The organism is Clostridium sp. AM34-11AC (genome assembly GCF_003435375.1).
Lineage (GTDB): Bacteria > Bacillota > Clostridia > Lachnospirales > Lachnospiraceae > Pilosibacter > Pilosibacter fragilis.
In genome coordinates, this window is record NZ_QWGL01000001.1 from 73192 (window position 1) to 97719 (window position 24528).

Genomic DNA, 24528 nt, shown 5'->3' on the forward strand with positions numbered 1-24528 from the left:
GCTATCATATTTAACTTAGGCTGAATACTATTATATTCTATTCGAAAAATTTTTTCAAGCCTATTCTTGCTATATGCAAGAGGAAACCGGAAATAATCCCGTGGGATTATTTCGCAGCGCCCTTTCTCTCAGCGATGATCTTCTCCTGAACGCTCTTCGGTACCTGCTCGTATTTCTCGAAGAACATGGAGTAGTTACCACGACCCTGTGTTCTGGAACGAAGGTCTGTGGAGTAGCCGAACATCTCAGCAAGCGGAACATATGCTTTAACCATCTTGCCGCCGCCGATATCTTCCATACCCTCGATACGTCCACGACGTGCGTTAACGTCACCGATAACGTCGCCCATGTACTCCTCAGGCATTGTAACCTCTACCTTCATGATCGGCTCAAGAAGTACCGGGTTACCTTTCGCCATAGCATCCTTGAATGCCATGGAACCAGCGATGTGGAATGCCATCTCGGAAGAGTCGACCTCATGGTAAGATCCATCATATACATCTGCAGCTACGCCGAGTACCGGGAATCCGCCAAGGATACCGGCCTTTGTAGCCTCTTCGATACCTTCGCCGACAGCCGGAATGTATTCCTTCGGAATAGCACCGCCGACAACGGAAGAAGTGAACTTGAATGTTTCTTCGCCGTTCGGATCCATCGGTGTGAAGTGTACTTTACAGTGACCGTACTGTCCACGACCACCAGACTGCTTCGCGTACTTGCTGTCTACGTCAACAGCCTTAGTCATTGTCTCTTTATAAGCAACCTGCGGAGCACCAACGTTAGCCTCTACCTTGAATTCACGAAGGAGACGGTCAACGATGATTTCCAGATGCAGCTCACCCATACCGGAGATGATGGTCTGGCCTGTTTCTGTATCAGTATGAACACGGAATGTCGGGTCCTCTTCAGCAAGCTTTGCAAGAGCCTCGCCCATCTTATCCTGTCCGGCTTTTGTCTTCGGCTCGATTGCGATATCGATAACCGGCTCCGGGAATACCATGGACTCAAGGATTACCGGATGCTGCTCGTCACAAATTGTATCACCAGTTGTTGTGGACTTGAATCCAACTGCAGCGGCGATATCACCGGAGTAAACCTTGTCAAGCTCGTGTCTCTTGTTCGCATGCATCTGAAGGATACGGCCAACACGCTCTTTTTTATCTTTTGTTGCGTTTAATACGTAGGAACCGGAGTTCATTGTTCCGGAGTAAACACGGAAGAATGCAAGTTTACCTACGAACGGGTCTGTCATGATCTTGAATGCAAGTGCGGAGAACGGCTCATCATCGGAAGAATGACGAACTACTTCGTTGCCCTCAAGGTCAACGCCCTTGATCGGCGGGATGTCAAGCGGAGACGGCATGTACTCGATGATCGCATCAAGGAGCTTCTGTACGCCTTTGTTTCTGTATGCTGTACCGCAGCATACCGGAATTGCCTGACACTCGCAGGTTGCTTTACGAAGAACCTTCTTCATCGCATCAACGGTCGGCTCCTCACCCTCAAGATACTGCATCATGAGGTCATCATCGAGCTCGCAGATCTTCTCAACGAGTTCGCTGTGGTAAAGCTCTGCATCATCTGCCATATCTTCCGGAATGTCTGTTACGGAGATATCATCGCCCTTATCATCATTGTAGATGTAAGCCTTCATCTCGAAGAGGTCGATGATTCCCTTGAACTCGTCTTCCTTACCGATCGGGAGCTGGATGCAGATCGCGTTCTTGCCAAGTCTTGTACGGATCTGATCTACACAGCCGTAGAAGTTTGCACCAAGGATATCCATCTTGTTGATGAATGCCATTCTCGGTACGTTGTAGGTATCAGCCTGACGCCATACGTTCTCGGACTGCGGCTCTACACCACCCTTTGCACAGAAAACGCCAACAGCGCCATCAAGTACACGGAGGGAACGCTCAACCTCAACAGTGAAGTCTACGTGGCCTGGTGTATCGATGATGTTGATACGGTGCTCAAGTGCGCCAGCCTTCGGCTTTGTCTTTTCCTGAAGTGTCCAGTGACAAGTCGTAGCTGCGGATGTGATCGTGATACCTCTCTCCTGCTCCTGCTCCATCCAGTCCATGGTAGCTGTACCTTCGTGAGTATCACCGATCTTATAGTTAATACCAGTATAATAAAGGATACGCTCTGTCGTTGTTGTCTTACCAGCATCGATATGAGCCATGATTCCGATATTTCTGGTTCTCTCTAACGGATATTCTCTTCCAGCCAAGGATTTTTCCTCCTATTAGAATCTGTAGTGAGCAAATGCCTTGTTAGCCTCAGCCATCTTATGCATTTCCTCTTTCTTCTTTACAGATGCGCCAGTGTTGTTAGCTGCATCCATAATCTCGTTTGCAAGTCTCTCTACCTGGGTCTTCTCGCTTCTCTTACGGGAATAGAGAGTGATCCAGCGAAGGCCTAATGCCTGTCTTCTCTCCGGCTTAACCTCGATCGGTACCTGGTATGTTGCACCACCGATACGTTTTGCCTTAACTTCGAGAACCGGCATGATGTTGTTCATAGCCTCTTCAAATACTTCTACAGCGTCCTTACCGGTCTTTTCAGCGACCTCTTCGAAAGCGCCGTAAACAATTTTCTGAGCAACGCCCCTCTTACCATCAAGCATGATGTTGTTGATCAGCTTGGTTACAACTTTGTTGCTGTAAAGCGGGTCTGCTAATACGTCTCTTTTCTGAGTATGTCCTTTACGTGGCACGTTACTTCCCTCCTTAATTATAAAAATTATATCATCGGTACTCACATGTTTCCATAAAATGTGTTCGCGCGCGGTTTTCTATCTATCTCCTGCAACCACAGGTCAAATACCACCGGCACTAATATGCGTTGTACGCATTCACTTTATTCCTGTTAGTGATCCCTATGCGGTTGTTCAAGTTTCTATCGACCGCCACTTAAGACGGGAAACTCGAACTCCGCTTCGCTACGTTTGAGTAGCAATAATTGCTTCGCAATTATTTTTTATCTTTCGGTCTCTTTGCGCCGTACTTGGAGCGAGCCTGTCTTCTGTTGGCAACGCCTGCAGTATCAAGAGTACCTCTGATGATGTGGTATCTGGTACCCGGAAGGTCCTTAACACGACCACCACGGATCAGAACAACGGAGTGCTCCTGAAGGTTATGTCCCTCACCCGGGATATAGCTTGTTACTTCAATACCGTTGGAAAGACGTACTCTGGCAATCTTTCTAAGAGCGGAGTTCGGCTTCTTAGGAGTTGCAGTCTTAACAGCTGTGCACACACCTCTCTTCTGCGGAGCAGATGTATCTGTGGCTTTCTTATGAAGGGAATTGTATCCTTTCTGGAGTGCCGGAGCTGTAGATTTCTTTACAGATGTCTCTCTACCTTTTCTTACTAACTGGTTAAATGTTGGCATTCTTTTCACCTCCTGTGATATTGACTGTTGGTTGCTGCTTATCAGCCTTTATGCGCACAAAAAACGGGACGTACCCGATGCACGCCCCATTATTATATACAGAGTTTTTCTGCATGTCAAGGAGAAACCTTAAATTTTCTTTGAAAATACGGCGTTTTTCGACTATGACACGCCTGGGTGAGTTGTCTCAAATTCTTCTCTTGTGATTTTGACAGGTTTGGCCTGTTTTTCTCCTTCCGGGAGACTACTCTCCAAGACAGAACATGTCCACGGTCACATCGGCGAGAAGATTTCCCTTTTCATCCGTCACTTCGCTGCGTACGATGGTGATGGATCTGCCGCGGCGGATCAGGATGCCTTTTGCATAGACCGTTCCTTCCGATACGTTCCGGATAAAGTTTATATGGGCGCTCTGGGTCACATATTTTCTTCCGTCGGCTCTGGCCGTGAGGCCTGTTACCACATCTGCCAGAGCATAGAGCATTCCGCCATGGACCATGCCCATCAGGTTTGTCACGCCGTGAGTGATCTTCATACTGATCTCACTGCATTCCGGGGAGATCTTTTCAATCTTCATATTGGTATATCCCATAAATGGATTGTGTTTTACATACTCGTCCGGGTCGAGGACGTTCCATGTTTCTTTCATGACTTTTTCCTCCTTCTGCGTTCCGGCAGTGTCAATAATCCCATCGCACAGCCGGTCCGGAATAGATTTTTGCCCGCAACTGCAAAGGTACTGAACTGTTACAAGCACTGTATATTTTCAGACAGGATTTTACCATACCGGAAATTTTCATGCAAGACCCCCGATGCGATTTAGTCCACATCCGATACACATTCTGGAACGATACCGCTCCCGGGCTGAACCGTTACAAATCTCTTTCGATCCTGAGGGAGACCGCATCTGCGGTCTCCTCTTTTAATCTATCCTTCGTTAGGGATTGGGTGCCAGAAGTCCAGCCGTTCTCAGATTTGCAAGTAATTCATTAAACTGATTCACCACGTTCTCCGAGTCTGTGGCATTTGCCACCGGAGCGGCCGCTGTCACTGTCCCTGCGGGACCTGTCGGACCGGTTGGCCCCTGTGGACCCATCGCACCTGTCGCTCCCACTGCTCCTGCCGGACCCATCGGGCCCATCGGACCTGTCGCTCCCACTGCTCCTGCCGGACCTATCGGACCCATCGGACCTGTCGCTCCCACTGCTCCTGCCGGACCCATCGGGCCCATCGGACCTGTCGCTCCCACTGCTCCTGCCGGACCCATCGGGCCTATCGGGCCTGTCGCTCCCACTGCTCCTGCCGGACCCATCGGGCCCATCGGACCTGTCGCTCCCGGCGCTCCTGCCGGACCCATCGGGCCCATCGGGCCTGTCGCTCCCGGCGCTCCGTCAAATCCCGGAAACCCCTGTGGACCTCTCGGCCCTTCAGGCCCCGGGCATCCCTGAGGGCCTCTCGGACCCTGCGGTCCCCGGCAGCAGCAGGTTCCGTGTCTCCAGCCATATCCCCAGCCGCTTCCGCAATTTCCGCCACAGCCGCCTCTTCTGTTTCCTCCGCAGCCACAATTTCCACCGCAGCCACCTCTTCCATCTCCGCCACAGCCCTGCGTTCCGTCCCAGCGGTCTCTTCCATCTCCGCCACAGCAACAGTTCCCATCCCAGTGTCCTCTCTCGTCTCCGCCCCGGCAGCTCTCTGCTCTGCAGTCCTCGTTCTCCCAGAAATCATATCCACAATTACGCATGATCAATTCCCCTTTCAGCATATTTTCCTGGCGGACATCCCATACAGGTTGTTCGCTTACTATAATCTATGCTGCCCGTCCGAAACTGCTACTTCTGCGATTTTTTGTCCAAAACTCCGGCTGTCACCTCTCTGTCTCCGTTCAATTTGCTGCGCTTTTCTTTTCTCAAAATATTTCCTGTTTAACTGGCATGTCTCCGTCCCCGGCCGGCACCTCTCCGCCAGTTCATTATACCGTTCCGCCGTTTTCCATTCCCCCAGCCTGTCATAGCAGACACATATCTGCAGATATGGAACATATCCCCGGCACTCCGGCATCACAAAACCGTCCTCCCCGGTCCACCTTCCGGTCTGAACTGCCTGCCCGTACCAGAAAATTGCGTCGCGATAGCGCCCGGCCGAAAAGAACCACCATCCGAGATCACAGCAAAGCTCCGGCTTCGGGATCCCCTCAGAAAGTCCGGAAAGCAGAAACTTTAGTGCCCGGTCCCGGTCCCCGATCCGGTACATACAGTACGCCCCATGCCTGCAGGCATCCACCCGGTCTTCCCGCCAGCCATCCGGCAGTTCCAGATATTCCGAAAATACAGAAACAGCATCCCGATACCTTCTGTGGTAATATAATTCCTTTCCGTAATAATACTGATCCCGCGGAGATAGTTTCCCCTTCTCCCGGAGCATCTGCTCAAATATCCGAAGATTCCTGTCCGGATCCCCTATCCCCACTTTCCGGTGCTCGATCATGATATCTTCCCGCACTACTTTCCCAAAGGGTTCCACCGCCTCATGGATGCGCCCTTTCCACACTGCTTTTCCGCACCGTCTTAAAAGGCGTTCTCTATAAAAGAAAAATGACGGTGCGCCATCCCCGTCATATCCAACCGCGTATTTCATCATCACTACATCCGGCCGTTCCATATCCAGCCGTCTTTTCAGATCCATCAGTTTTCTCCACTCTTCCTGCCTTATCACATCATCTGCATCCAGCCAGAACAGGTAATCCCCCGTTCCCCTGGAAAAAGCAAAATTTCTCGCCGCTGCAAAGTCATCCTTCCATTTAAAATCATAAACCTTGTCCGTAAAAGAAAATGCGATCTCCTTCGTCCGGTCCGTAGATCCCGTGTCCACAATTATGATCTCATCCGCAAATCCCTGCACGCAGGCCAGGCATCTTCCGAGGACCTTTTCCTCATTGCGCACGATCATGCATAGGCTGATGGATACCATAATCTCTCCCTCTTTGTCCTGTTTCTTCTATCTTAATATATGAGAGATGCTCCAATCTGCTATTCTCCCAGACGCAGTAACGGGCAGATCTCATTACAGTTGAAACTCCATTTCTGCAAAGCCTGCCGCTTCCATCTGTGAACAGGGATTTCCTGTGGCACAAAAAGGCGCTGATCTGCCATGACCTCTCAGCCATACGCAAACCAGCGCCCATTTACACTTCACTTTTTAACGAGCCAGACCGGTTCCGATTCTACTGCCCCTATTCCGCATCTGCCACATAAGCCACAGCAATATCTTCGTAGCCATCTGTAGATGGGATCTCAAAATAAACTTCCTTGCCCGGATTCTTATATGTCATATTGATATCCATCTTATAGTTCATCTCATCAGCTTCGGATGTTGTATGATCTGTGACACTCATTCCGTAGTCCATAAACATCTTCATAGCCTCGCAATAGCCATCTTTGTTGACCGTCATCTCGCCGTTCGACTCATTGATCTTCATGTCCAGAGTGACCCCAAGCTCCTCGTAGGTCTCTGCGGTCGCGCTGGTAACTGCGGTCAGGATCTCGTTGATCTTCTGGTCATCAATAGTAAATGCAAGTTTCCTTGTGTCACCGCTTGTATACATTCTCAAGCCTTTGACAACATCCGTATCCAGATCCATGTTGATCTGTGTGGCCTGAGCTTTCGCAGCTTCCAGATCCATGGCCTGCCTGTACTTGATGCCCATAGTGTTCACATACATGTATCCGTCTGTGTAGAACATATCGATCGGCACTGCGGTTCCAAGCGTATCCGCGGTACCCTTGCATACAAACTGCATGTCTCCGTTCGCGTCCTCTTTCATCATCAGCTTCATATTCATGGACATATCAATATTCTGTCCGAGATAAGACATGGTGATCGTATAGTCCACATCGATATTCGCGCTCGGGAGAGACTCGCTAAGCTGCTGTGCTTCCTCATAGACCTTCAGCGCCTCCGGATCGTTCTCCGCGACAGCGGTCGGAACTGCCTTTACCTGGGTAACACCATTTACGCTCCAGGCACCATTTTTGTCGATCTCATATCCGTCCGCATGACCCGTATTTGTCTGCGCATATCCGGCATTCATCTGCAGATAACCGGAATTTCCAAAATAATAGCACTGTGCCCAGCCATCATGATCACCATCGATCCAGTCCCAGCCGTTCCGGCAGTAGGAACCGTCATCGTTCTCATACCACCTGCCGTTCATATCCTCGTGCCATTCTCCCGCGAATGCTGGGAAGGACAGTGCCATTGCTAACGGCATCGCTGCAGTAAGGATCATTTTCCACTTTTTCATAAGAGAGACCTCCTTAAAATTCAACAACCGCGTCGGTCATCTGCACAAGTTTCCAGATGCCGGAGCGCCTGTTCTGTCACCCATCTGCCCACATACTTCCGTGAGTTCCATATCTCAAGTATAGCAGTTCAACCATGCAATCGCAAACCCTTTTTCCTGTAGACTTCTTACGTTTTCTTTAACTGCAAAAATCCGGCAAAGCGCTTCTGCACACTCTGCCGGATTCAATCTTTTTTCTTTATTCCAGATATGACTGCTCTGCCTGTATGACTGCGTAATAATCATCCCATTTCTCTGAGATCAGTTTCTCGATCCCCTGTTTTACCTCTTCGTTCGTTTTCCCATACTGGAATGGGACCACCGCATCGAAGATCAGGTTCGTATGGGTTGGACCCTGGATCATGCGGAAATCATGGATGGTGACGCCCGGAAAATGTTCGTTGATCATGTCAACAACTTCCTTTTTTGTCTCATTGATCGCCTCGTTATTCACCACGATCGGATCCATGTGGATCACGGCCTCACAGCCAAGTTTTTCCTTCAATTCTTTCTCGATCCGATCGATCACATCGTGGATCTCGAAGATATCGCAATCCCCGGACACTTCCCCGTGAAGGGAGATCATGCGTCTCCCCGGGCCGTAATCGTGGACCACTAGATCATGGATCCCAAGGATCTCAGGATGAGCCATAACGATCGTCCTGATCTCATTTACAAATTCTCTGGAAGGCGGTTCTCCGAGAAGCGGATTCAGGGTATCCTTCGCCGCGCCAAATCCTGCATACAATACAAAGCATGCCACAAGGCAGCCACACCATCCATCGATACTAATGCCTGTCACATGGGCCACAGCCATGGAGATCAGAACCGCCGTTGTCGCGATGGAATCGCTCATACTGTCCATAGCCGTCGCTTTCATTGTCTCCGACTGGATCTTTTTGCCGACTGTCCGATTGTAAAAGCACATGTATCCCTTTACACAGATGGAGACCACAAGGATCCCCACCGCCAGAGCACCAGTCTCCACCGGCTCCGGATGAAAGATCTTCTCTATGGAAGTTTTGAAAAGCTCGATTCCCATGAGAATGATGACCATGGAAACTCCAAATCCGGAGACATACTCGATGCGCCCGTGTCCAAAGGGGTGATCCGCGTCAGCCTTCATGCCGGAAAATTTAAATCCCACAAGAGATATAAAGGATGATCCTGCATCTGACAGGTTATTGAATGCATCCGCCGTAATAGCGATGGATCCACTGATCACACCCGCCAGATATTTTCCGGCAAACAGAAATACATTGAGCGCGATGCCCACAATACTGCAGAGCATGCCGTAGGCACGGCGCACATCGCTGTTCCCGAATTGATCTCTGTTTTTAATAAATAAGCCGGACAGTATCGTAATCATGTAAAACACCTCCATCGGTCCGCACACTTGCCGCGCCAAGCCAAAAATCAAGAAATTGTAATTCAGGTCTTCTCACATTCAGCACAGAAAGCCCATCGGCCCGCCGAATCGTTACAAGTTGCTTTCTTCTAACCATCTGTATACTCAAACAGCGAGGAAAAACATGATCTTTCATGTTCTCCTCGCTGTTCTTATATGCCTCAGCATACGGAAAAGTTCCTGTTTCCAGAAAGCTTTCCGATATATTTATTTGTCAAAATACCGATCACTCATCGACATCCTGTGTATCATCCTCGTTGAGAATGATTTTATCTGCTTCCTCAAGCGGAGCATCCGTCTCCTCCTGCGGCTCTTCAGCAACCGGTGCTTCCTGCTCCTGGATCTTATCCTCGATCTCGCCTGTGCTGAGCTTGATATTGCGGTAACGCTTCATTCCGGTACCAGCCGGGATCAGCTTACCGATAATAACATTCTCTTTCAGACCGATCAGGTGATCGACCTTACCGTTGATCGCAGCCTCAGTAAGAACCTTTGTGGTCTCCTGGAAGGATGCGGCGGATAAGAAGGAATCGGTTGCAAGGGATGCCTTTGTGATACCGAGCATGACCTGTTTGCCCTCTGCCGGCTGTTTGCCTGCAGCGATGAGCTCCTCGTTCATCTCGTTGAAATCAAGAACATCCATGGATACGCCCGGAAGAACGTCGGAATCGCCGCTCTCCTCGACACGGATCTTCTTTAACATCTGACGCACGATCATCTCGATATGCTTATCGTTGATCTCTACACCCTGTAAGCGGTAAACACGCTGTACCTCACGGATCATGTAATCCTGTACGGCACGAACGCCCTTAACCTTTAACAGGTCGTGCGGGTTGATGCTACCCTCTGTAAGAACGTCGCCGGCCTCGAGAACCTGTCCGTCCGCAACTTTGATTCTGGAACCATAGGGGATCAGATAAGTCTTGGAGTTTCCTGTCTCCTGGTCCGTAACGATGATCTCACGTTTTTTCTTTGTATCTTTAATTGTAACAACACCACCGAATTCAGCGATGATCGCAAGTCCCTTCGGGCGTCTGGCCTCGAAAAGCTCCTCGACACGGGGAAGACCCTGTGTGATATCGCCGCCGGCAACACCGCCGGAGTGGAATGTACGCATGGTCAGCTGTGTACCAGGCTCACCGATGGACTGTGCGGCAATGATACCAACAGCCTCTCCGACCTGTACCGGTTGGCCTGTCGCCATGTTTGCGCCGTAGCACTTGGAGCAGACACCGATATGGCACTTACATGTCAGGACTGTACGGATCTTAACAGTATTTCTGCCGAGCTTCTCAAGAACCTTGATAACGGCTGCGGCACGTTTCGGTGTACACATATGGTTAGCCTTAACAACAACTTCTCCGGTATCCGGATCTGTGATCGTCTCAGCGATATATCTGCCTGTCAATCTCTCCTGCAGCGTCTCGATGGTCTCTTTACCGTCCGTAAAGCCCTCGATCTCCATGTACGGGATCGTTCCCTTGCTTTCACAGCAGTCTGTCTCACGGATGATAAGGTCCTGGGATACGTCAACAAGACGTCTTGTCAGGTAACCGGAGTCGGCTGTACGAAGAGCGGTATCGGACATACCTTTTCTCGCACCATGTGCGGAGATGAAGTACTCAAGTACGTCAAGACCTTCACGGAAGTTGGACTTGATCGGGAGTTCGATCGTGTGACCGGTCGTATCCGCCATGAGTCCTCGCATACCGGCAAGCTGCTTGATCTGCTTATCGGAACCACGGGCTCCGGAGTCCGCCATCATGAAGATGTTGTTGTATTTATCAAGACCTGTCAGAAGGTCATGTGTCAGCTGGTCATCGGTTGCTTTCCATACATCGATAACTTCTTTGTAACGCTCTTCCTCTGTGATAAGACCACGGCGGAAGTTCTTAGCGATACGGTCAACGGTAGCTTCTGCGTCTGCGAGGAGCTGCTTCTTTGTTGCCGGGACAGTCATATCGGAAATAGATACGGTCATAGCTGCTCTTGTGGAGTACTTGTAACCGATCGCCTTGATATCGTCCAGGGTGATCGCTGTCTGGATCGCTCCGTGTGTATTGATGACTTTCTCGAGGATCTGCTTTAACTGTTTCTTCTTTACGAGGAAATCGATCTCCGGCTTTAACTCGTTGCCCGGGATCGTTCTGTCTACAAATCCAAGATCCTGCGGGATGATCTCGTTGAAGAGGATACGTCCGACAGTTGTATCAACGATACCAGTCATGGTTCTTCCATCCGGAAGAGTCTTTGTCACACGGACTTTGATTCTTGCGTGAAGAGTAACGGCACCGTTCTCATATGCAAGAAGTGCTTCGTTCGGGCTCTTAAAGAACATTCCCTCGCCCTTTGCGCCCGGTCTCTCCTGTGTCAGATAATAGATACCGAGGACCATATCCTGGGAAGGAACGGCTACCGGACCACCATCGGACGGTTTTAACAGGTTGTTCGGGGAGAGGAGAAGGAAACGGCACTCTGCCTGAGCTTCCATGGTAAGCGGAAGGTGGACCGCCATCTGGTCTCCATCGAAGTCCGCGTTGAATGCGGTACAAACAAGCGGATGAAGCTTGATCGCCTTACCTTCTACAAGGATCGGCTCGAACGCCTGAATACCAAGACGGTGAAGAGTAGGAGCACGGTTTAACATAACCGGATGCTCTTTGATCACATCCTCAAGCACATCCCAGACCTCTGTCTGGAGACGCTCAACCATCTTCTTCGCGTTCTTGATGTTGTGCGCGGTTCCGTTAGCAACGAGTTCCTTCATAACAAACGGTTTGAAGAGCTCGATCGCCATCTCCTTCGGAAGACCGCACTGATAGATCTTAAGTTCCGGTCCAACGACGATAACAGAACGTCCGGAATAGTCAACTCGTTTACCGAGAAGGTTCTGACGGAAACGTCCCTGTTTACCCTTTAACATATCGGAAAGGGACTTTAACGCACGGTTTCCAGGGCCTGTAACCGGTCTTCCGCGTCTGCCGTTATCGATCAGGGCATCAACGGCCTCCTGAAGCATTCTCTTCTCGTTGCGGACGATAATATCCGGAGCACCGAGCTCAAGAAGTCTTGCAAGACGGTTGTTACGGTTGATGATTCTTCTGTATAAGTCGTTTAAGTCGGATGTCGCGAAACGTCCGCCGTCAAGCTGAACCATCGGACGGATATCCGGCGGGATAACCGGAATCACATTCATGATCATCCACTCCGGTCTGTTTCCGGAGCTGCGGAATGCATCTACGACCTCAAGGCGTTTGATGATTCTCGCTCTCTTCTGGCCGGATGCCTCCTGAAGAGCTTTTCTAAGCTCTTCGGAGTCCTTATCCAGATCGATATTCTTTAAAAGTTCCTGAACAGCCTCAGCACCCATTCCCACACGGAATGTGCCGTAGCCATACTTTTCAACAGCATCGCGGTACTCTTTCTCAGAAAGGACCTGCTTTAACTGAAGACCGGTGTTTCCGGCATCCAGAACGATATAGGAAGCGAAGTACAGGACTTTCTCGAGGACTCTCGGAGAGATATCCAGGATCAGGCCCATACGGCTCGGAATACCTTTAAAATACCAGATATGGGATACCGGAGCGGCAAGCGCGATGTGTCCGATACGTTCACGGCGGACGCTGGATTTTGTTACCTCAACGCCGCAGCGGTCACAGATAACACCTTTATATCTGATTTTCTTGTATTTACCACAATGACACTCCCAGTCCTTGGTCGGTCCAAAGATTCTCTCACAGTACAGACCGTCTTTCTCCGGCTTTAAGGTTCTGTAGTTGATGGTCTCCGGTTTCTTAACCTCACCATGGGACCATTCCAGAATCTTTTCCGAAGAGGCAAGTCCGATACGGATCGCGTCAAATGTCATCGGCTGATAAGTTTCATTTGTCTCAGGCATGAACGGTACTCCCTTCTAATTATTTGTCGTCATCCTCGGTATAATCGTCATCGACATAGTCGTCTTTGGCACCGTCGTTTGTATAGTCATCTTCTTCCACATTAACGAGCTCGTCGCCCTTGAATTCCTGTTTCTGGAATCCATAGTCGGATAAGTCTTCCTTATCGTTGTAACGGCGGTCTCCCTCGATGATGGAACGAAGGTCATAGTTGGTATCGGAGTAGTCGATATTCTCAGACATATCGACCTCTTCACCGTTGTCACGCAACACTCTTACGTCCAGTCCGAGAGACTGTAACTCTTTTAAGAGTACCTTGAAGGACTCCGGAATACCCGGCTCCGGAATGTTCTCGCCCTTGATGATCGCCTCGTAGGTCTTTACACGTCCTACAACGTCATCGGACTTCACAGTCAGGATCTCCTGAAGGGTGTAAGCCGCACCGTAAGCCTCAAGAGCCCAAACCTCCATCTCACCGAAACGCTGTCCGCCGAACTGTGCTTTACCACCTAACGGCTGCTGTGTTACCAGTGCGTATGGACCTGTGGAACGGGCATGGATCTTATCATCAACCAGGTGATGCAGCTTCAGGTAGTGCATGTGTCCGATCGTAGTCGGACCATCGAAGTATTCACCTGTACGTCCGTCGCGGAGCTGTACTTTACCGGTACGGCTGATCGGAACGCCTTTCCAGAGAGCACGATGGTCAAGGTGCTCGCCGAGGTATTCCATCGCATCCGGACGAAGGATATCCTTATACTTCTCCTGGAATGCATCCCATTCCATATTTACATAATCATTTGCAAGCTCCAGTGTATCCTGGATATCATTCTCGTCCGCGCCATCGAATACCGGTGTGGAAACGTTAAAGCCGAGTGCCTTTGCAGCAAGGCTTAAGTGGATCTCGAGGACCTGTCCGATGTTCATTCGGGACGGCACGCCTAACGGGTTTAATACGATATCGAGCGGACGGCCATTCGGAAGGAACGGCATATCCTCTACCGGAAGTACACGGGAGACAACACCCTTGTTACCATGACGGCCGGCCATCTTATCACCGACAGAGATCTTACGTTTCTGTGCGATGTAGATGCGGACTGTCTCGTTTACGCCAGGAGCAAGCTCGTCGCCGTTCTCTCTTGTGAAGAGTTTTGCGTCGATGATGGTTCCGTAAGCGCCGTGCGGTACTTTTAAGGATGTATCGCGGACTTCTCTTGCCTTCTCACCGAAGATTGCGCGGAGAAGTCTTTCTTCTGCAGTCAGCTCGGTCTCTCCCTTCGGAGTTACCTTTCCGACTAAGATATCACCGGCACGTACCTCAGCGCCGATGCGGATGATTCCTCTCTCATCCAGATCTTTTAATGCGTCCTCACCAACGCCCGGAACGTCTCTTGTGATCTCTTCCGGTCCTAACTTGGTGTCACGGGATTCGCATTCATATTCTTCAATATGAACCGATGTGTAGACATCGTTCATAACAAGCTTTTCACTTAAGAGAACCGCATCCTCGTAGTTGTAACCTTCCCAGGTCATGAATCCGATCAGCGGGTTCTTACCAAGTGCGATCTCTCCGTCCTTCGTGGACGGTCCGTCTGCGATAACCTCGCCCTTCTCTACATGGTCTCCCTTGTAAACGATCGGCTTCTGGTTATAGCTGTTGGACTGGTTGCTTCTTGAGAACTTGATCAGACAGTAAACATCGCGGTTTCCGTCAGAATCGCGTTTGATCACGATCTCATTGGATGCGGAGCGCTCAACAACGCCGGCATTCTTTGCAACAACGCAGACACCGGAGTCAACGGCAGCCTTGCCCTCGATACCGGTACCAACGACCGGAGCTTCTGTGGAAAGAAGCGGTACAGCCTGACGCTGCATGTTGGATCCCATCAGGGCACGGTTCGCGTCATCGTTCTGTAAGAACGGGATCATGGATGTAGCGACAGAGAATACCATTCTCGGGGATACGTCCATTAAGTCGATCTGTCTCTTCTGGAAGGAGGAAGTCTCCTCACGGAAACGACCGGATACATTGTTGTGGATAAAGTAACCGTTCTCATCGAGCGGCTCGTTCGCCTGTGCTACGATGTAGTTATCCTCTTCGTCCGCGGTCATATAAACAACTTCATCGGTAACACGCGGGTTTGCCGGATCAGTCTTATCTACGACACGGTACGGAGCCTCAACGAAACCGTACTGGTTTACCTTTGCATAGCTCGCAAGGGAGTTGATCAGACCGATGTTCGGTCCCTCAGGAGTCTCGACCGGACACATACGGCCATAGTGGGTGTAGTGTACATCTCGAACCTCGAATCCTGCACGTTCTCTGGACAGACCGCCCGGTCCTAACGCGGAGAGACGTCTCTTATGCGTAAGCTCGGATAACGGGTTGTTCTGGTCCATGAACTGGGATAACTGGGAGCTTCCGAAGAACTCCTTCACTGCTGCGGTTACCGGTTTGATATTGATCAGGGACTGCGGAGTGATTCCGTCGATGTCCTGTGTTGTCATTCTTTCGCGTACCACACGCTCCATTCTGGAGAGACCGATGCGGTACTGGTTCTGAAGCAGCTCGCCGACTGCACGGATACGACGGTTTCCAAGATGATCGATATCGTCTTTTACGCCGATGCCGTACTCAAGGTGCATATTGTAGTTGATGGAAGCAAGGATATCTTCCTTCGTGATGCACTTCGGAACGAGCTCGTGGATGTTGCGGTGGAGTTCTGCTTTTAACGCTTCCTCGTCATCCCCTGCTTTTTCCAGAATCTCTTTTAATACCGGGTAGTATACTAATTCCGTAATACCTACTTCTGCCGGATCAAATGTCACATATGCGGAAAGGTCTACCATGAGGTTGGAGAGGACCTTCTCTACGCGCTCCTCAGTCTGGATCCATACGTACGGGATCGCTGCATTCTGGATCGCGATCGCCTGGTCCTTTGTGATTGCCTTTCCTGCTTCAGCAAGGATCTCACCTGTAGATGTATCGACGATGTCCTCAGACGGAATCTGTCCTACGATACGGTTCTTCATGTGGAGCTTCTTGTTGAATTTATATCTTCCGACCTTCGCGAGATCATATCTTCTCGGATCGAAGAACATACCATTTAACAGGCTCTCAGCGCTGTCAACAGACAGCGGCTCGCCCGGACGGATCTTCTTATATAATTCAAGGAGACCATCCTGATAGTTGTCGGATGTATCCTTTCCAAAGCTTGCGAGAAGCTTCGGCTCCTCACCGAAGAGATCGATGATCTCGGCGTTTGTTCCATATCCGAGCGCACGAATCAGGACTGTAACCGGGACCTTTCTCGTACGGTCTACACGGACATAGAACACGTCGTTGGAATCGGTCTCATACTCTAACCATGCTCCACGGTTCGGGATCACGGTACAGGAGTATAATTCCTTACCGATCTTATCATGATCGATTCCATAATATATACCTGGGGAACGTACCAACTGGCTGACGATAACACGCTCGGCACCGTTAATAACGAAGGAGCCGGTATCTGTCATTAACGGCAGATCGCCCATGAAAATCTCATGTTCATTGATTTCATCTTTATCTTTGTTGCAGAGTCTCACCTTAACCTTTAAAGGTGCCGCGTAAGTCGCATCACGCTCTTTGCACTCTTCGATCGTATATTTGATGTCATCTTTGCACAGCGTGAAGTCTACAAACTCCAGGCTCAGATGGCCAGCAAAGTCAGCGATCGGAGAGATATCGTCAAAGACCTCTTTCAGGCCCTCGTCGAGGAACCACTGATAAGAATCCTTCTGGATCTCGATCAGGTTCGGCATCTCAAGAACTTCTTTCTGTCTTGAGAAGCTCATTCTTACGCTCTTGCCGGCCGGCACCGGACGCATTCTGCTTTTCTCCATTTGACGTTTCACCCCTGTTTTCTTTCTCTATAATCAATAGCCAATTTTGGGCATACTGGTACCATATGCACATGATACCACAATAGTGCACATTTCATACTACCATGGGGTTGTCAATCTGTCAAGCACTTTTTTACAAGGTTTTCCTGGACGTTGTTCACGTAAATAAAAGATGTGCTGCAGAATCTTTTAGATGATCCTGCAGCACATCTTTTATCAGTCTATATAATTTTTACCATTCTACTCTACGCTTGTGTAATACCCCGGCGCATACATCTGGATCGAATAAAAATCATCCCCTGACGGGCTTTCTTTACTTGCAAAAATCTCCGGTCCATAAGCTGTGGTAAATCCGTTGACACTGTCATCTGTCTTACTAACGATCATATCCTCGGTATTGATCAGTTCCTGATATACCTCCTGTCCGCTTAGATCCGTATCCAGATAGCCGAATTCCTGGAATGTGGCTTCCAGCACGTCCACGATCTGGTAAAAGGCCTCCTCGTCGCTGCTGTAGGCACCGATCCCATGGAGATCATCTGTTGCCGTGTCGGCGTAGATGGTAATGCTTCCCACATACTCCCCGTCACGACTCAGATAACAGGCCTGATCTGTGTTGTACCAGCTCATATCGTCCGAAGCATAGTTGTAGCTGTATGTGTCCTCCATCGACCACTCAGAAAATCCGTACTGCGGCAGGAGCCGGTCCAGGGCGGCCGTCACATCCGCAAGCTGGGCGTCATAGTGACCGTAGTTTGTACAGTTTGTTCCGATGGCCCGCACCTCCTCGTCGGAGAGCTCGCCCTCTCCAAGGACCTCCACGGCATTGGAATCTGCAGAGGACCAGAGATCGCCGCTGGACGAGTCGAATATGTTCTCGATCCCGTAGATCGATTCCCTGATCGCATGGGTGATAAGAAACAGCAGGTTTCCGCCGACGGAAAATACCAGCCAGATGATCACGACGATCAGAATGCCGGTAAACGGCTTCTTCCGTCCACGTTCGGAGTTTACGCGGTCCATGATGCTCTTCGCGGACTGGCTGCTGTAAGTTCCACTCTGGCAGGTGTCTGCCTGACCGCGGTACTGTTCAAGCTGGCTCTTCATATGTTCGAACGCATTTCGCTGTCCCGCCATCCGGTTTCCCATATTCTGGAATGGATCCGCTGCTTTCTTCTCCCGATTTGTCTTTTTCTTTCCGCCCTGTGTGCTGGTCGATGTCCCATTTCCTTTAAATACGCCCGCGTACGAATCTGTACCGGACGCGCTGCTTCCCGGGTATTCGCTTCCGCCATCATGGTACAGGCAGTCTGACTCATGCTGTGGATGTCTCTCATTTAAATAGTAATCCACATCCTGTACATATGGATGCCACACGATCCTTTTGCATCCGCTGCAGTATAGACCCGATGTCATTTTCTGGTCGCAGTATGGACAATATCTCTGTTTCATCCGTAGTTCCTCCTGTCGGTATTCCTCTTTTCAGGTCATTTTAATTTTGTATTTTAAGCCCAACATCTAAATTTCTACTCTCATTTTAACATAGGTTTCCAGTGCACACAATCGAGATTTCACATCGTCAGCCCAATACCTGATTCTTGTTACAGTACACGGGCACTCCTTGCCCGCGCACTGTAACAGGATTTTGCCGATGCTTCGCATTCCGAATCGGCAAAATCCACTACCACCACTGTATTGTACGGAATTTTCAGTTCAGAAAATTCCTACCCATGAAAAGTAACTGATTCTTTTCCCAAAACGAAAAAAAGACTCAGAGCAGCCACTTTGCATGGTCTCTGAGTCTTCTCACATTGATATACTGCTTTTACCGGTTCAGGATCTCCATAAATTCTTCCCCTGTGATTGTCTCCTTCTCGAGAAGATATCCGGCAAGTTCGTTTAATTTTGCTGCATGGTCTCTTAAGATTCCCATTGCCTTCTCGTACTGTGCCTTCACGGTAGCGATCACCTCGTCATCGATGGCTTTCGCTGTCTCCGGTGAGCATGCGAGGGAGGTGTCTCCGCCAAGGTACTGATTCGTCACGGTCTCAAGGGCAACCATACCGAACTGGTCGCTCATACCGTAGCGGGTCACCATAGCGCGGGCAAGCTTTGTGGCCTGTTCGATATCGTTGGAGGCACCGGTCGTGATAGAGTGGAACATAAATTCTTCCGCCGCACGGCCGCCGGTCAGGGTTGCGATCTTGTTAAGTGCCTCCTCCTTGCTCATAAGAAGGCGCTCGCCGTCCTCCACCTGCATCGTATAGCCGAGAGCACCCGATGTTCTCGGAATAATTGTGATCTTGTGGACCGGAGCGGAATTGCTCTGGCACGCAGCCACCAGGGCGTGGCCGATCTCGTGGTAAGCGACGATCCGGCGTTCATTCTCAGATACGGACGCATTTTTCTTCTGGTAACCGGCAATAACGGTCTCAACGCTCTCCTCCAGATCAGCCTGGGATACAACGCGGCGTCCCATGCGGACGGCACGGAGCGCGCCCTCGTTGATAATGTTCGCAAGCTCGGCACCGCTGGCTCCGACAGTTGCTCTCGCGATGGCGTTAAAGTCAACGGACTCATCCATCTTGACATCTTTTCCATGTACCCGAAGGATCGCCTCACGGCCTTTGAGGTCCGGGAGCTCCACCGGGATCCTCCTGTCGAAACGGCCCGGTCTCAAGAGGGCCTTATCGAGGGTCTCCGGACGGTTTGTGGCCGCCAGGATCACAACACCCTTTCGTCCGTCGAATCCGTCCATCTCTGTAAGAAGCTGGTTTAAGGTCTGCTCACGCTCATCGTTTCCACCCATGCCGCTTCCGTCACGCTTTTTACCGATGGTATCGATCTCATCGATAAAGACGATACACGGAGCTTTCTCATTTGCCTGCTTGAAGAGGTCCCGGACCTTTGCGGCACCCATGCCGACGAACATCTCAACGAACTCAGAGCCGGAGATCGAGAAGAACGGAACGTGCGCCTCACCGGCAACAGCCTTTGCAAGTAATGTTTTACCTGTTCCTGGAGGGCCTACGAGGAGCGCGCCCTTCGGAAGTGTGGCACCGATATCGGAATATTTCTTCGGGTCATGAAGGAAATCAACGATCTCCTTTAAGGCGTCTTTCGCCTCCTCCTCACCTGCGACATCCGCAAATGTCACGCCGGTCTCGCTCTCCGCGTAGATCTTTGCATTCGATTTTCCAAATGTCATCGCGTTTCCGCCCATGCGCTTCGCCATGCTGCGGCTTAAGAGCTGTCCGATCGCGATCATGATCATGAACGGAAGGATCCAGTTCACGAAAATATTCATGATCGCTGACTCTTTTCTCGGAATCACTTTATCGAATGTGACGCCCTTGCTGTACAGGCGATCTGTCAGATCCGGGTCATCCCAGAGTCCTGTCTTGTAGACCTGCTCTTTTCCATTGCTGTCTTTCGCGATAAACATGTACTCGCCGTTCGTGTCATCTTTCTCTACCTGTGTGACCTGGTTATTGTCTACCATAGCCAGAAATTCGTTGTAGCCGACTTCCTTTACCTGGCTTTTCAGTGCGGACGGGAATACGAGTCCATTCAACAGGACCGTGATGACCAGAATCATGATCATATAATAGAAAAATCCCTTAAATGAATTGAGATCATTCGGGTTCGGCTTTTTTCCGCCGTCTTTTGTACCCATACGTCTGCCTCCTTGATTTTCATTTTTCTGCAGAGCTTTTCATCGCATCCGAGCCTCTGCTGTTACTTTTTCTGCCTTTTACATGCTTTGTTTTCTGAAGATCTGCGTGAGATGACACCCTGTCATTTCATGTGATATTTATCCTATATCAGGAAACATTGAAAGTCAATGGAATTTATGGAAGTTTCTGAAATGTTATATTTTTTTTAGAAATTACCATTTTTCTTTCTGTCCGGCAGAGTTTGCAGGTTTCCAAACTTTTTTTATTGTTCTTCTTGACAAACAATCCTTTTCGTACTATGATACCCATAACCAAACAAGAAAAACCGTTGAGAAAGAGGAGTACATTTTCGATCGTGTTTTCACAGAGAGCTGCAGGCGGTGGGATTGCAGTATTGCACTGGAAATGGAATGGACTTTCGAGGGCAGTCCTGAATTTTAGTATGGACTGACGGCTACCGCAGTCGTTAAGAGAGCGGCGTATATGTTGGTATACGAAAAAAGCGGACCGAAAGGTCAAATTGAGTGGCACCGCGGATATGAAATTCGTCTCAAGCATCAGATTTTAAATCGATATCTGATACTTGGGATTTTTTTTTTACAAAAATAAGTACTCTGCACCGTACAACATCCCGATCCCCAAAAACCTTCGCTCCACACCTCCAACAACTACTCGGCAAAACGGCGGTCACCGCAACAGGACCTGCCGCAGCTGCAAAACATCTTTATCAAAAGTAGAAGAGGAGAACAAAATTATGAAAAAATCAATCAAAGCAATCATCGCAGCAACCTTCACCGCAGCACTCCTTGCAGGCTGCTCTTCTAACACAGCTTCCACCACAACAGCTGCTGAGACAACGACAGCCACAGCAACAGAAGCTGCCGCAGAGACAACAACGGCTGAATCCGCAGACGCAGCAGATACAGCTCTTGCAGACGGTTCCTACACCATCGGCATCAACCAGTTCGCAGTCCACGGCTCTCTCGACAACTGCCGCGAAGGCTTCCTCGAGGGGCTTGCAGAGAACGGTATCGTTGAAGGAAAGAACCTTACCGTATTAGAGGAGAACGCGCAGGCTGACCCAGGGTTAGCAGCACAGATCAGCACAAACTTCGCCGGACAGAAGGTGGACCTCATCTGCGCGATCGCAACACCGAGCGCCCAGAGCGCATACAGCGTCGGCAGAAAGAACGACATCCCGGTCATCTATACAGCCGTTACGGATCCGGTTGCAGCTGAGCTTGCAAACGCTGACGGAACTCCGGTTGGCGAAGTGACAGGTACCAGCGACAAGCTTCCGGTCGAGCAGCAGCTCGAAATGATCCGCGCGATCCTTCCGGATGCGAAAAAGATTGGAATCATGTATACAACAAGCGAAGTAAACTCCGCTTCCACTCTGGCTGAGTACAAGGAAAAAGCCGCTGACTACGGTTTCGAGATCGTTGAGTCCGGCGTTTCCTCCACAGCAGACATTCCACTCGCTGCTGACAGCCTCTTAGAGCAGGTCGACTGCTTAAACAACTTAACAGATAACACCGTCGTTGCCTCCCTTCCGCTGATCCTTTCCAAGGCAAATGCGAAAAACATCCCGGTATTCGGAAGTGAGATCGAGCAGGTCAAGATCGGCTGCCTCGCTGCTATGGGACTTGACTATGTAGATCTTGGAAAGCAGACAGGACGCATGGCTGCAGAAGTTTTAAAGGGCGAGAAGAAAGCAAGTGAACTGAACTTCGAGGTGATCGAGACTGCTGCTTTCTACGGAAACTCCAAAGTCGCTGAGGATCTTGGAATCACTTTCCCGGAGAATCTTGCTTCCAACGCAAAAGAGTTATTCACTGAGATCACACAGTAATCCAACAAATTTCGTAACTGTTCAGCAACTCACGGTTACGCGCAAAAATCCATTCCAAATCGGCTGTGCCGATAGGATTTTTGCCTTATAGTCTGAGTTTTCTTACGGTCAGTGCAGTAAATGCGCAGACCCACCTGAACAGTTACCAACTTTCATCCACTTTTAATAAGGAAGTCGGATGATCGGCAACATAAACCATCATGGTCCGGCAAAGCGATTTTCCGCTTCTGCCGGACTTTGCAGCAACATGTAACTGCGGGATTTTCCCCAGTTACTGATTTTCGGAGGATATCATGGCAATCTTATTAGGAATCTTTGAGGAAGGGCTGATCTACGCGATCATGGCCCTGGGCGTTTACATCACCTACAAGATCCTGGACTTCCCGGATCTGTCGGTTGACGGAACTTTCCCTCTGGGCGCAGCGCTGACCGCGGGACTGATCGTAAAAGGAGTTTCCCCTGTATGGGCACTTCCGCTCTCCTTCTTTGCGGGTGTTCTCGCCGGATGCGTGACCGGTGTCATTCATGTAAAATGTAAGGTCCGCGACCTGTTTTCCGGTATCATTGTCATGACAGCTCTCTACTCCGTAAACTTAAGGATCGCCGGAATGAAGGCAAACCTTCCCTTCCTGTCCCAGGATACGATCTTTGACAATGAGTGGACCAGGAACAGTCTTCCGGCATCCGTAAGACCGTACATTGTTGTGATCATTCTGGCTGTGATCGCTCTGATCTGCAAGTTCGTTCTCGACTGGTACTTAAATACGAGATCCGGCTATCTTCTCCGGGCAGCCGGTGACAATGATGCTCTTGTTACATCTCTGGCAGAAGACAAAGGCCGGGTGAAGATCATCGGCCTTGCGATCGCCAACGGATTCGCCGCTCTCGCAGGCGGAGTGCTCGCCCAGAAGCAGGCGTTCTTCGACATCTCCATCGGAACCGGAACCATGGTCTTCGGTCTCGCAAGCGTGATTCTCGGAACACAGCTGTTCCACCGCTTCGGAAAGCTGAAGGCAACCACCGCTGTTATCGCAGGCGCAATTCTCTATAAAGCGTGTGTCGCTTTCGTTATTTCCATGCGGATCGTAAAGGCGACCGACCTGAAACTTATCACTGCGGCAATTCTTCTTCTGATCCTGATCGTCAGTGATTCCATGAAGAGAAAGGGGGCACACCATGCTTGAGTTAAAAAACATCAGTAAATATTACAACGCAGGCACTGTAAATGAAATGTGCCTCTTTAACGATTTCAACCTCAGCATTGATGACGGCGAGTTTGTTTCCGTTGTCGGCAGCAACGGATCCGGCAAAACATCCATGTTGAATCTGATCTGCGGCAGCATTCCGGTGGATTCCGGCACCATCGTCATGGGCGGAACCGATATCACAAAAATGCCGGAGTACAAGCGCCAGCGCCGCATCGGCCGCGTCTACCAGCACCCGGCGATGGGAACCTGTCCGAATATGACGATCCTCGAGAATATGGCTCTCGCGGACAATAAGGGAAAGCCGTTCAATCTTCTCCCCGGAACAAATAAGGCCCGCATTGACTTCTACCGCGACCAGTTGAAAATCCTCGGTCTCGGTCTTGAAGATAAGATGGGTGTAAAAGTCGGTGTTCTCTCCGGTGGACAGCGTCAGGCGATGGCTCTTTTAATGTCAACCATGACTCCCATCGAATTTCTGATTCTTGATGAGCACACGGCCGCCCTCGACCCGAAGACGGCAGATATCATTATGGAACTGACCGGAAAGATCGTTGCGGAAAAGCACCTGACGACCATTATGGTCACACATAACCTCCGGTTCGCTGTAGAGTACGGAAACCGTCTTCTGATGATGCATCAAGGGCATGCGGTCATGGATAAAAAAGGCGAGGAAAAGGCGAACACGAAGGTGGATGATATCCTTGACATGTTTAACGCGATCAGTATTGAGTGCGGCAACTAATGCGCACCTCGCGCGGACGCTTGTGACAGTCTACATCTTCGCGCGAGTGCGCATCATTGGCACGTTAGTGCCTTTTGTGTAATAGGGAATTCCTCAGAATTTCCTGTTACACAAAAAAGAGCTGTA

General features: G+C 50.0%; 15 protein-coding genes and 1 other annotated feature. Of the genes, 3 read left to right on the top strand and 12 right to left on the bottom strand.

What is annotated here, in order from left to right; all coding sequences use genetic code 11:
- Positions 1-106 precede the first annotated feature (106 nt).
- From fusA to ftsH, 12 genes are all read right to left on the bottom strand, one after another.
- On the bottom strand, positions 107-2233 hold the full coding sequence (gene fusA, locus DW826_RS00355) for an elongation factor G (RefSeq protein ID WP_117551720.1): 2127 nt from the start codon (positions 2231-2233) through the stop codon (positions 107-109).
- A gap of 15 nt (positions 2234-2248) precedes the next feature.
- Positions 2249-2719, bottom strand: a complete 471-nt coding sequence (gene rpsG / locus DW826_RS00360) for a 30S ribosomal protein S7 (RefSeq protein WP_021905592.1) — start codon at positions 2717-2719, stop codon at positions 2249-2251.
- A 256-nt stretch (positions 2720-2975) separates the two neighbouring features.
- Positions 2976-3395 (bottom strand): 30S ribosomal protein S12, encoded by a 420-nt coding sequence (rpsL, locus tag DW826_RS00365; RefSeq protein WP_015553336.1) that lies wholly within the window; start codon positions 3393-3395, stop codon positions 2976-2978.
- 244 nt (positions 3396-3639) lie between these two features.
- The gene (locus DW826_RS00370; protein ID WP_021905593.1) at positions 3640-4044 is read right to left on the bottom strand and encodes a PaaI family thioesterase; all 405 of its coding nucleotides are present in this window, start codon (positions 4042-4044) and stop codon (positions 3640-3642) included.
- A gap of 288 nt (positions 4045-4332) precedes the next feature.
- The gene (locus DW826_RS18920) at positions 4333-5136 is read right to left on the bottom strand and encodes a hypothetical protein (protein ID WP_347472262.1); all 804 of its coding nucleotides are present in this window, start codon (positions 5134-5136) and stop codon (positions 4333-4335) included.
- A gap of 59 nt (positions 5137-5195) precedes the next feature.
- Positions 5196-6362: a glycosyltransferase gene (locus DW826_RS00385; RefSeq protein ID WP_242994015.1), complete on the bottom strand. Its 1167-nt coding sequence runs from the start codon at positions 6360-6362 to the stop codon at positions 5196-5198.
- A 262-nt stretch (positions 6363-6624) separates the two neighbouring features.
- A complete protein-coding gene (locus DW826_RS00390; RefSeq protein WP_117551722.1) occupies positions 6625-7695 on the bottom strand; it encodes a hypothetical protein in 1071 nt (356 codons plus the stop codon).
- 238 nt (positions 7696-7933) lie between these two features.
- A complete protein-coding gene (locus DW826_RS00395; protein WP_015553331.1) occupies positions 7934-9103 on the bottom strand; it encodes a cation diffusion facilitator family transporter in 1170 nt (389 codons plus the stop codon).
- Positions 9104-9368: 265 nt separating this feature from the next.
- Positions 9369-13040 carry a DNA-directed RNA polymerase subunit beta' gene (gene rpoC, locus DW826_RS00400; protein WP_117469196.1) on the bottom strand — a complete coding sequence of 1224 codons (3672 nt, stop codon included), beginning with the start codon at positions 13038-13040 and terminating at the stop codon, positions 9369-9371.
- Between the two features lie 19 nt (positions 13041-13059).
- Complete coding sequence (locus DW826_RS00405; protein WP_117469195.1) at positions 13060-16923, bottom strand: DNA-directed RNA polymerase subunit beta; 3864 nt, start codon at positions 16921-16923, stop codon at positions 13060-13062.
- Between the two features lie 240 nt (positions 16924-17163).
- Positions 17164-18375, bottom strand: coding sequence for a hypothetical protein (locus DW826_RS00410; RefSeq protein ID WP_117469194.1), 1212 nt, complete (start codon positions 18373-18375; stop codon positions 17164-17166).
- 373 nt (positions 18376-18748) lie between these two features.
- Positions 18749-20527, bottom strand: a complete 1779-nt coding sequence (gene ftsH, locus DW826_RS00415; protein WP_347472268.1) for an ATP-dependent zinc metalloprotease FtsH — start codon at positions 20525-20527, stop codon at positions 18749-18751.
- Between the two features lie 392 nt (positions 20528-20919).
- Positions 20920-21156: a binding site (T-box leader), on the top strand.
- Between the two features lie 198 nt (positions 21157-21354).
- Here ftsH and DW826_RS00420 point away from each other — a divergent pair.
- The 3 genes from DW826_RS00420 to DW826_RS00430 all read left to right on the top strand — a co-directional run bounded on the left by DW826_RS00420 (position 21355) and on the right by DW826_RS00430 (position 24402).
- The gene (locus DW826_RS00420; RefSeq protein ID WP_015553325.1) at positions 21355-22452 is read left to right on the top strand and encodes an ABC transporter substrate-binding protein; all 1098 of its coding nucleotides are present in this window, start codon (positions 21355-21357) and stop codon (positions 22450-22452) included.
- Positions 22453-22745: 293 nt separating this feature from the next.
- Positions 22746-23636 (top strand): ABC transporter permease, encoded by an 891-nt coding sequence (locus DW826_RS00425; RefSeq protein ID WP_015553324.1) that lies wholly within the window; start codon positions 22746-22748, stop codon positions 23634-23636.
- Positions 23629-24402, top strand: coding sequence for an ATP-binding cassette domain-containing protein (locus DW826_RS00430; RefSeq protein ID WP_015553323.1), 774 nt, complete (start codon positions 23629-23631; stop codon positions 24400-24402). The genes DW826_RS00425 and DW826_RS00430 overlap by 8 nt, the downstream gene beginning before the upstream one ends.
- The last annotated feature ends 126 nt before the right edge of the window (positions 24403-24528 follow it).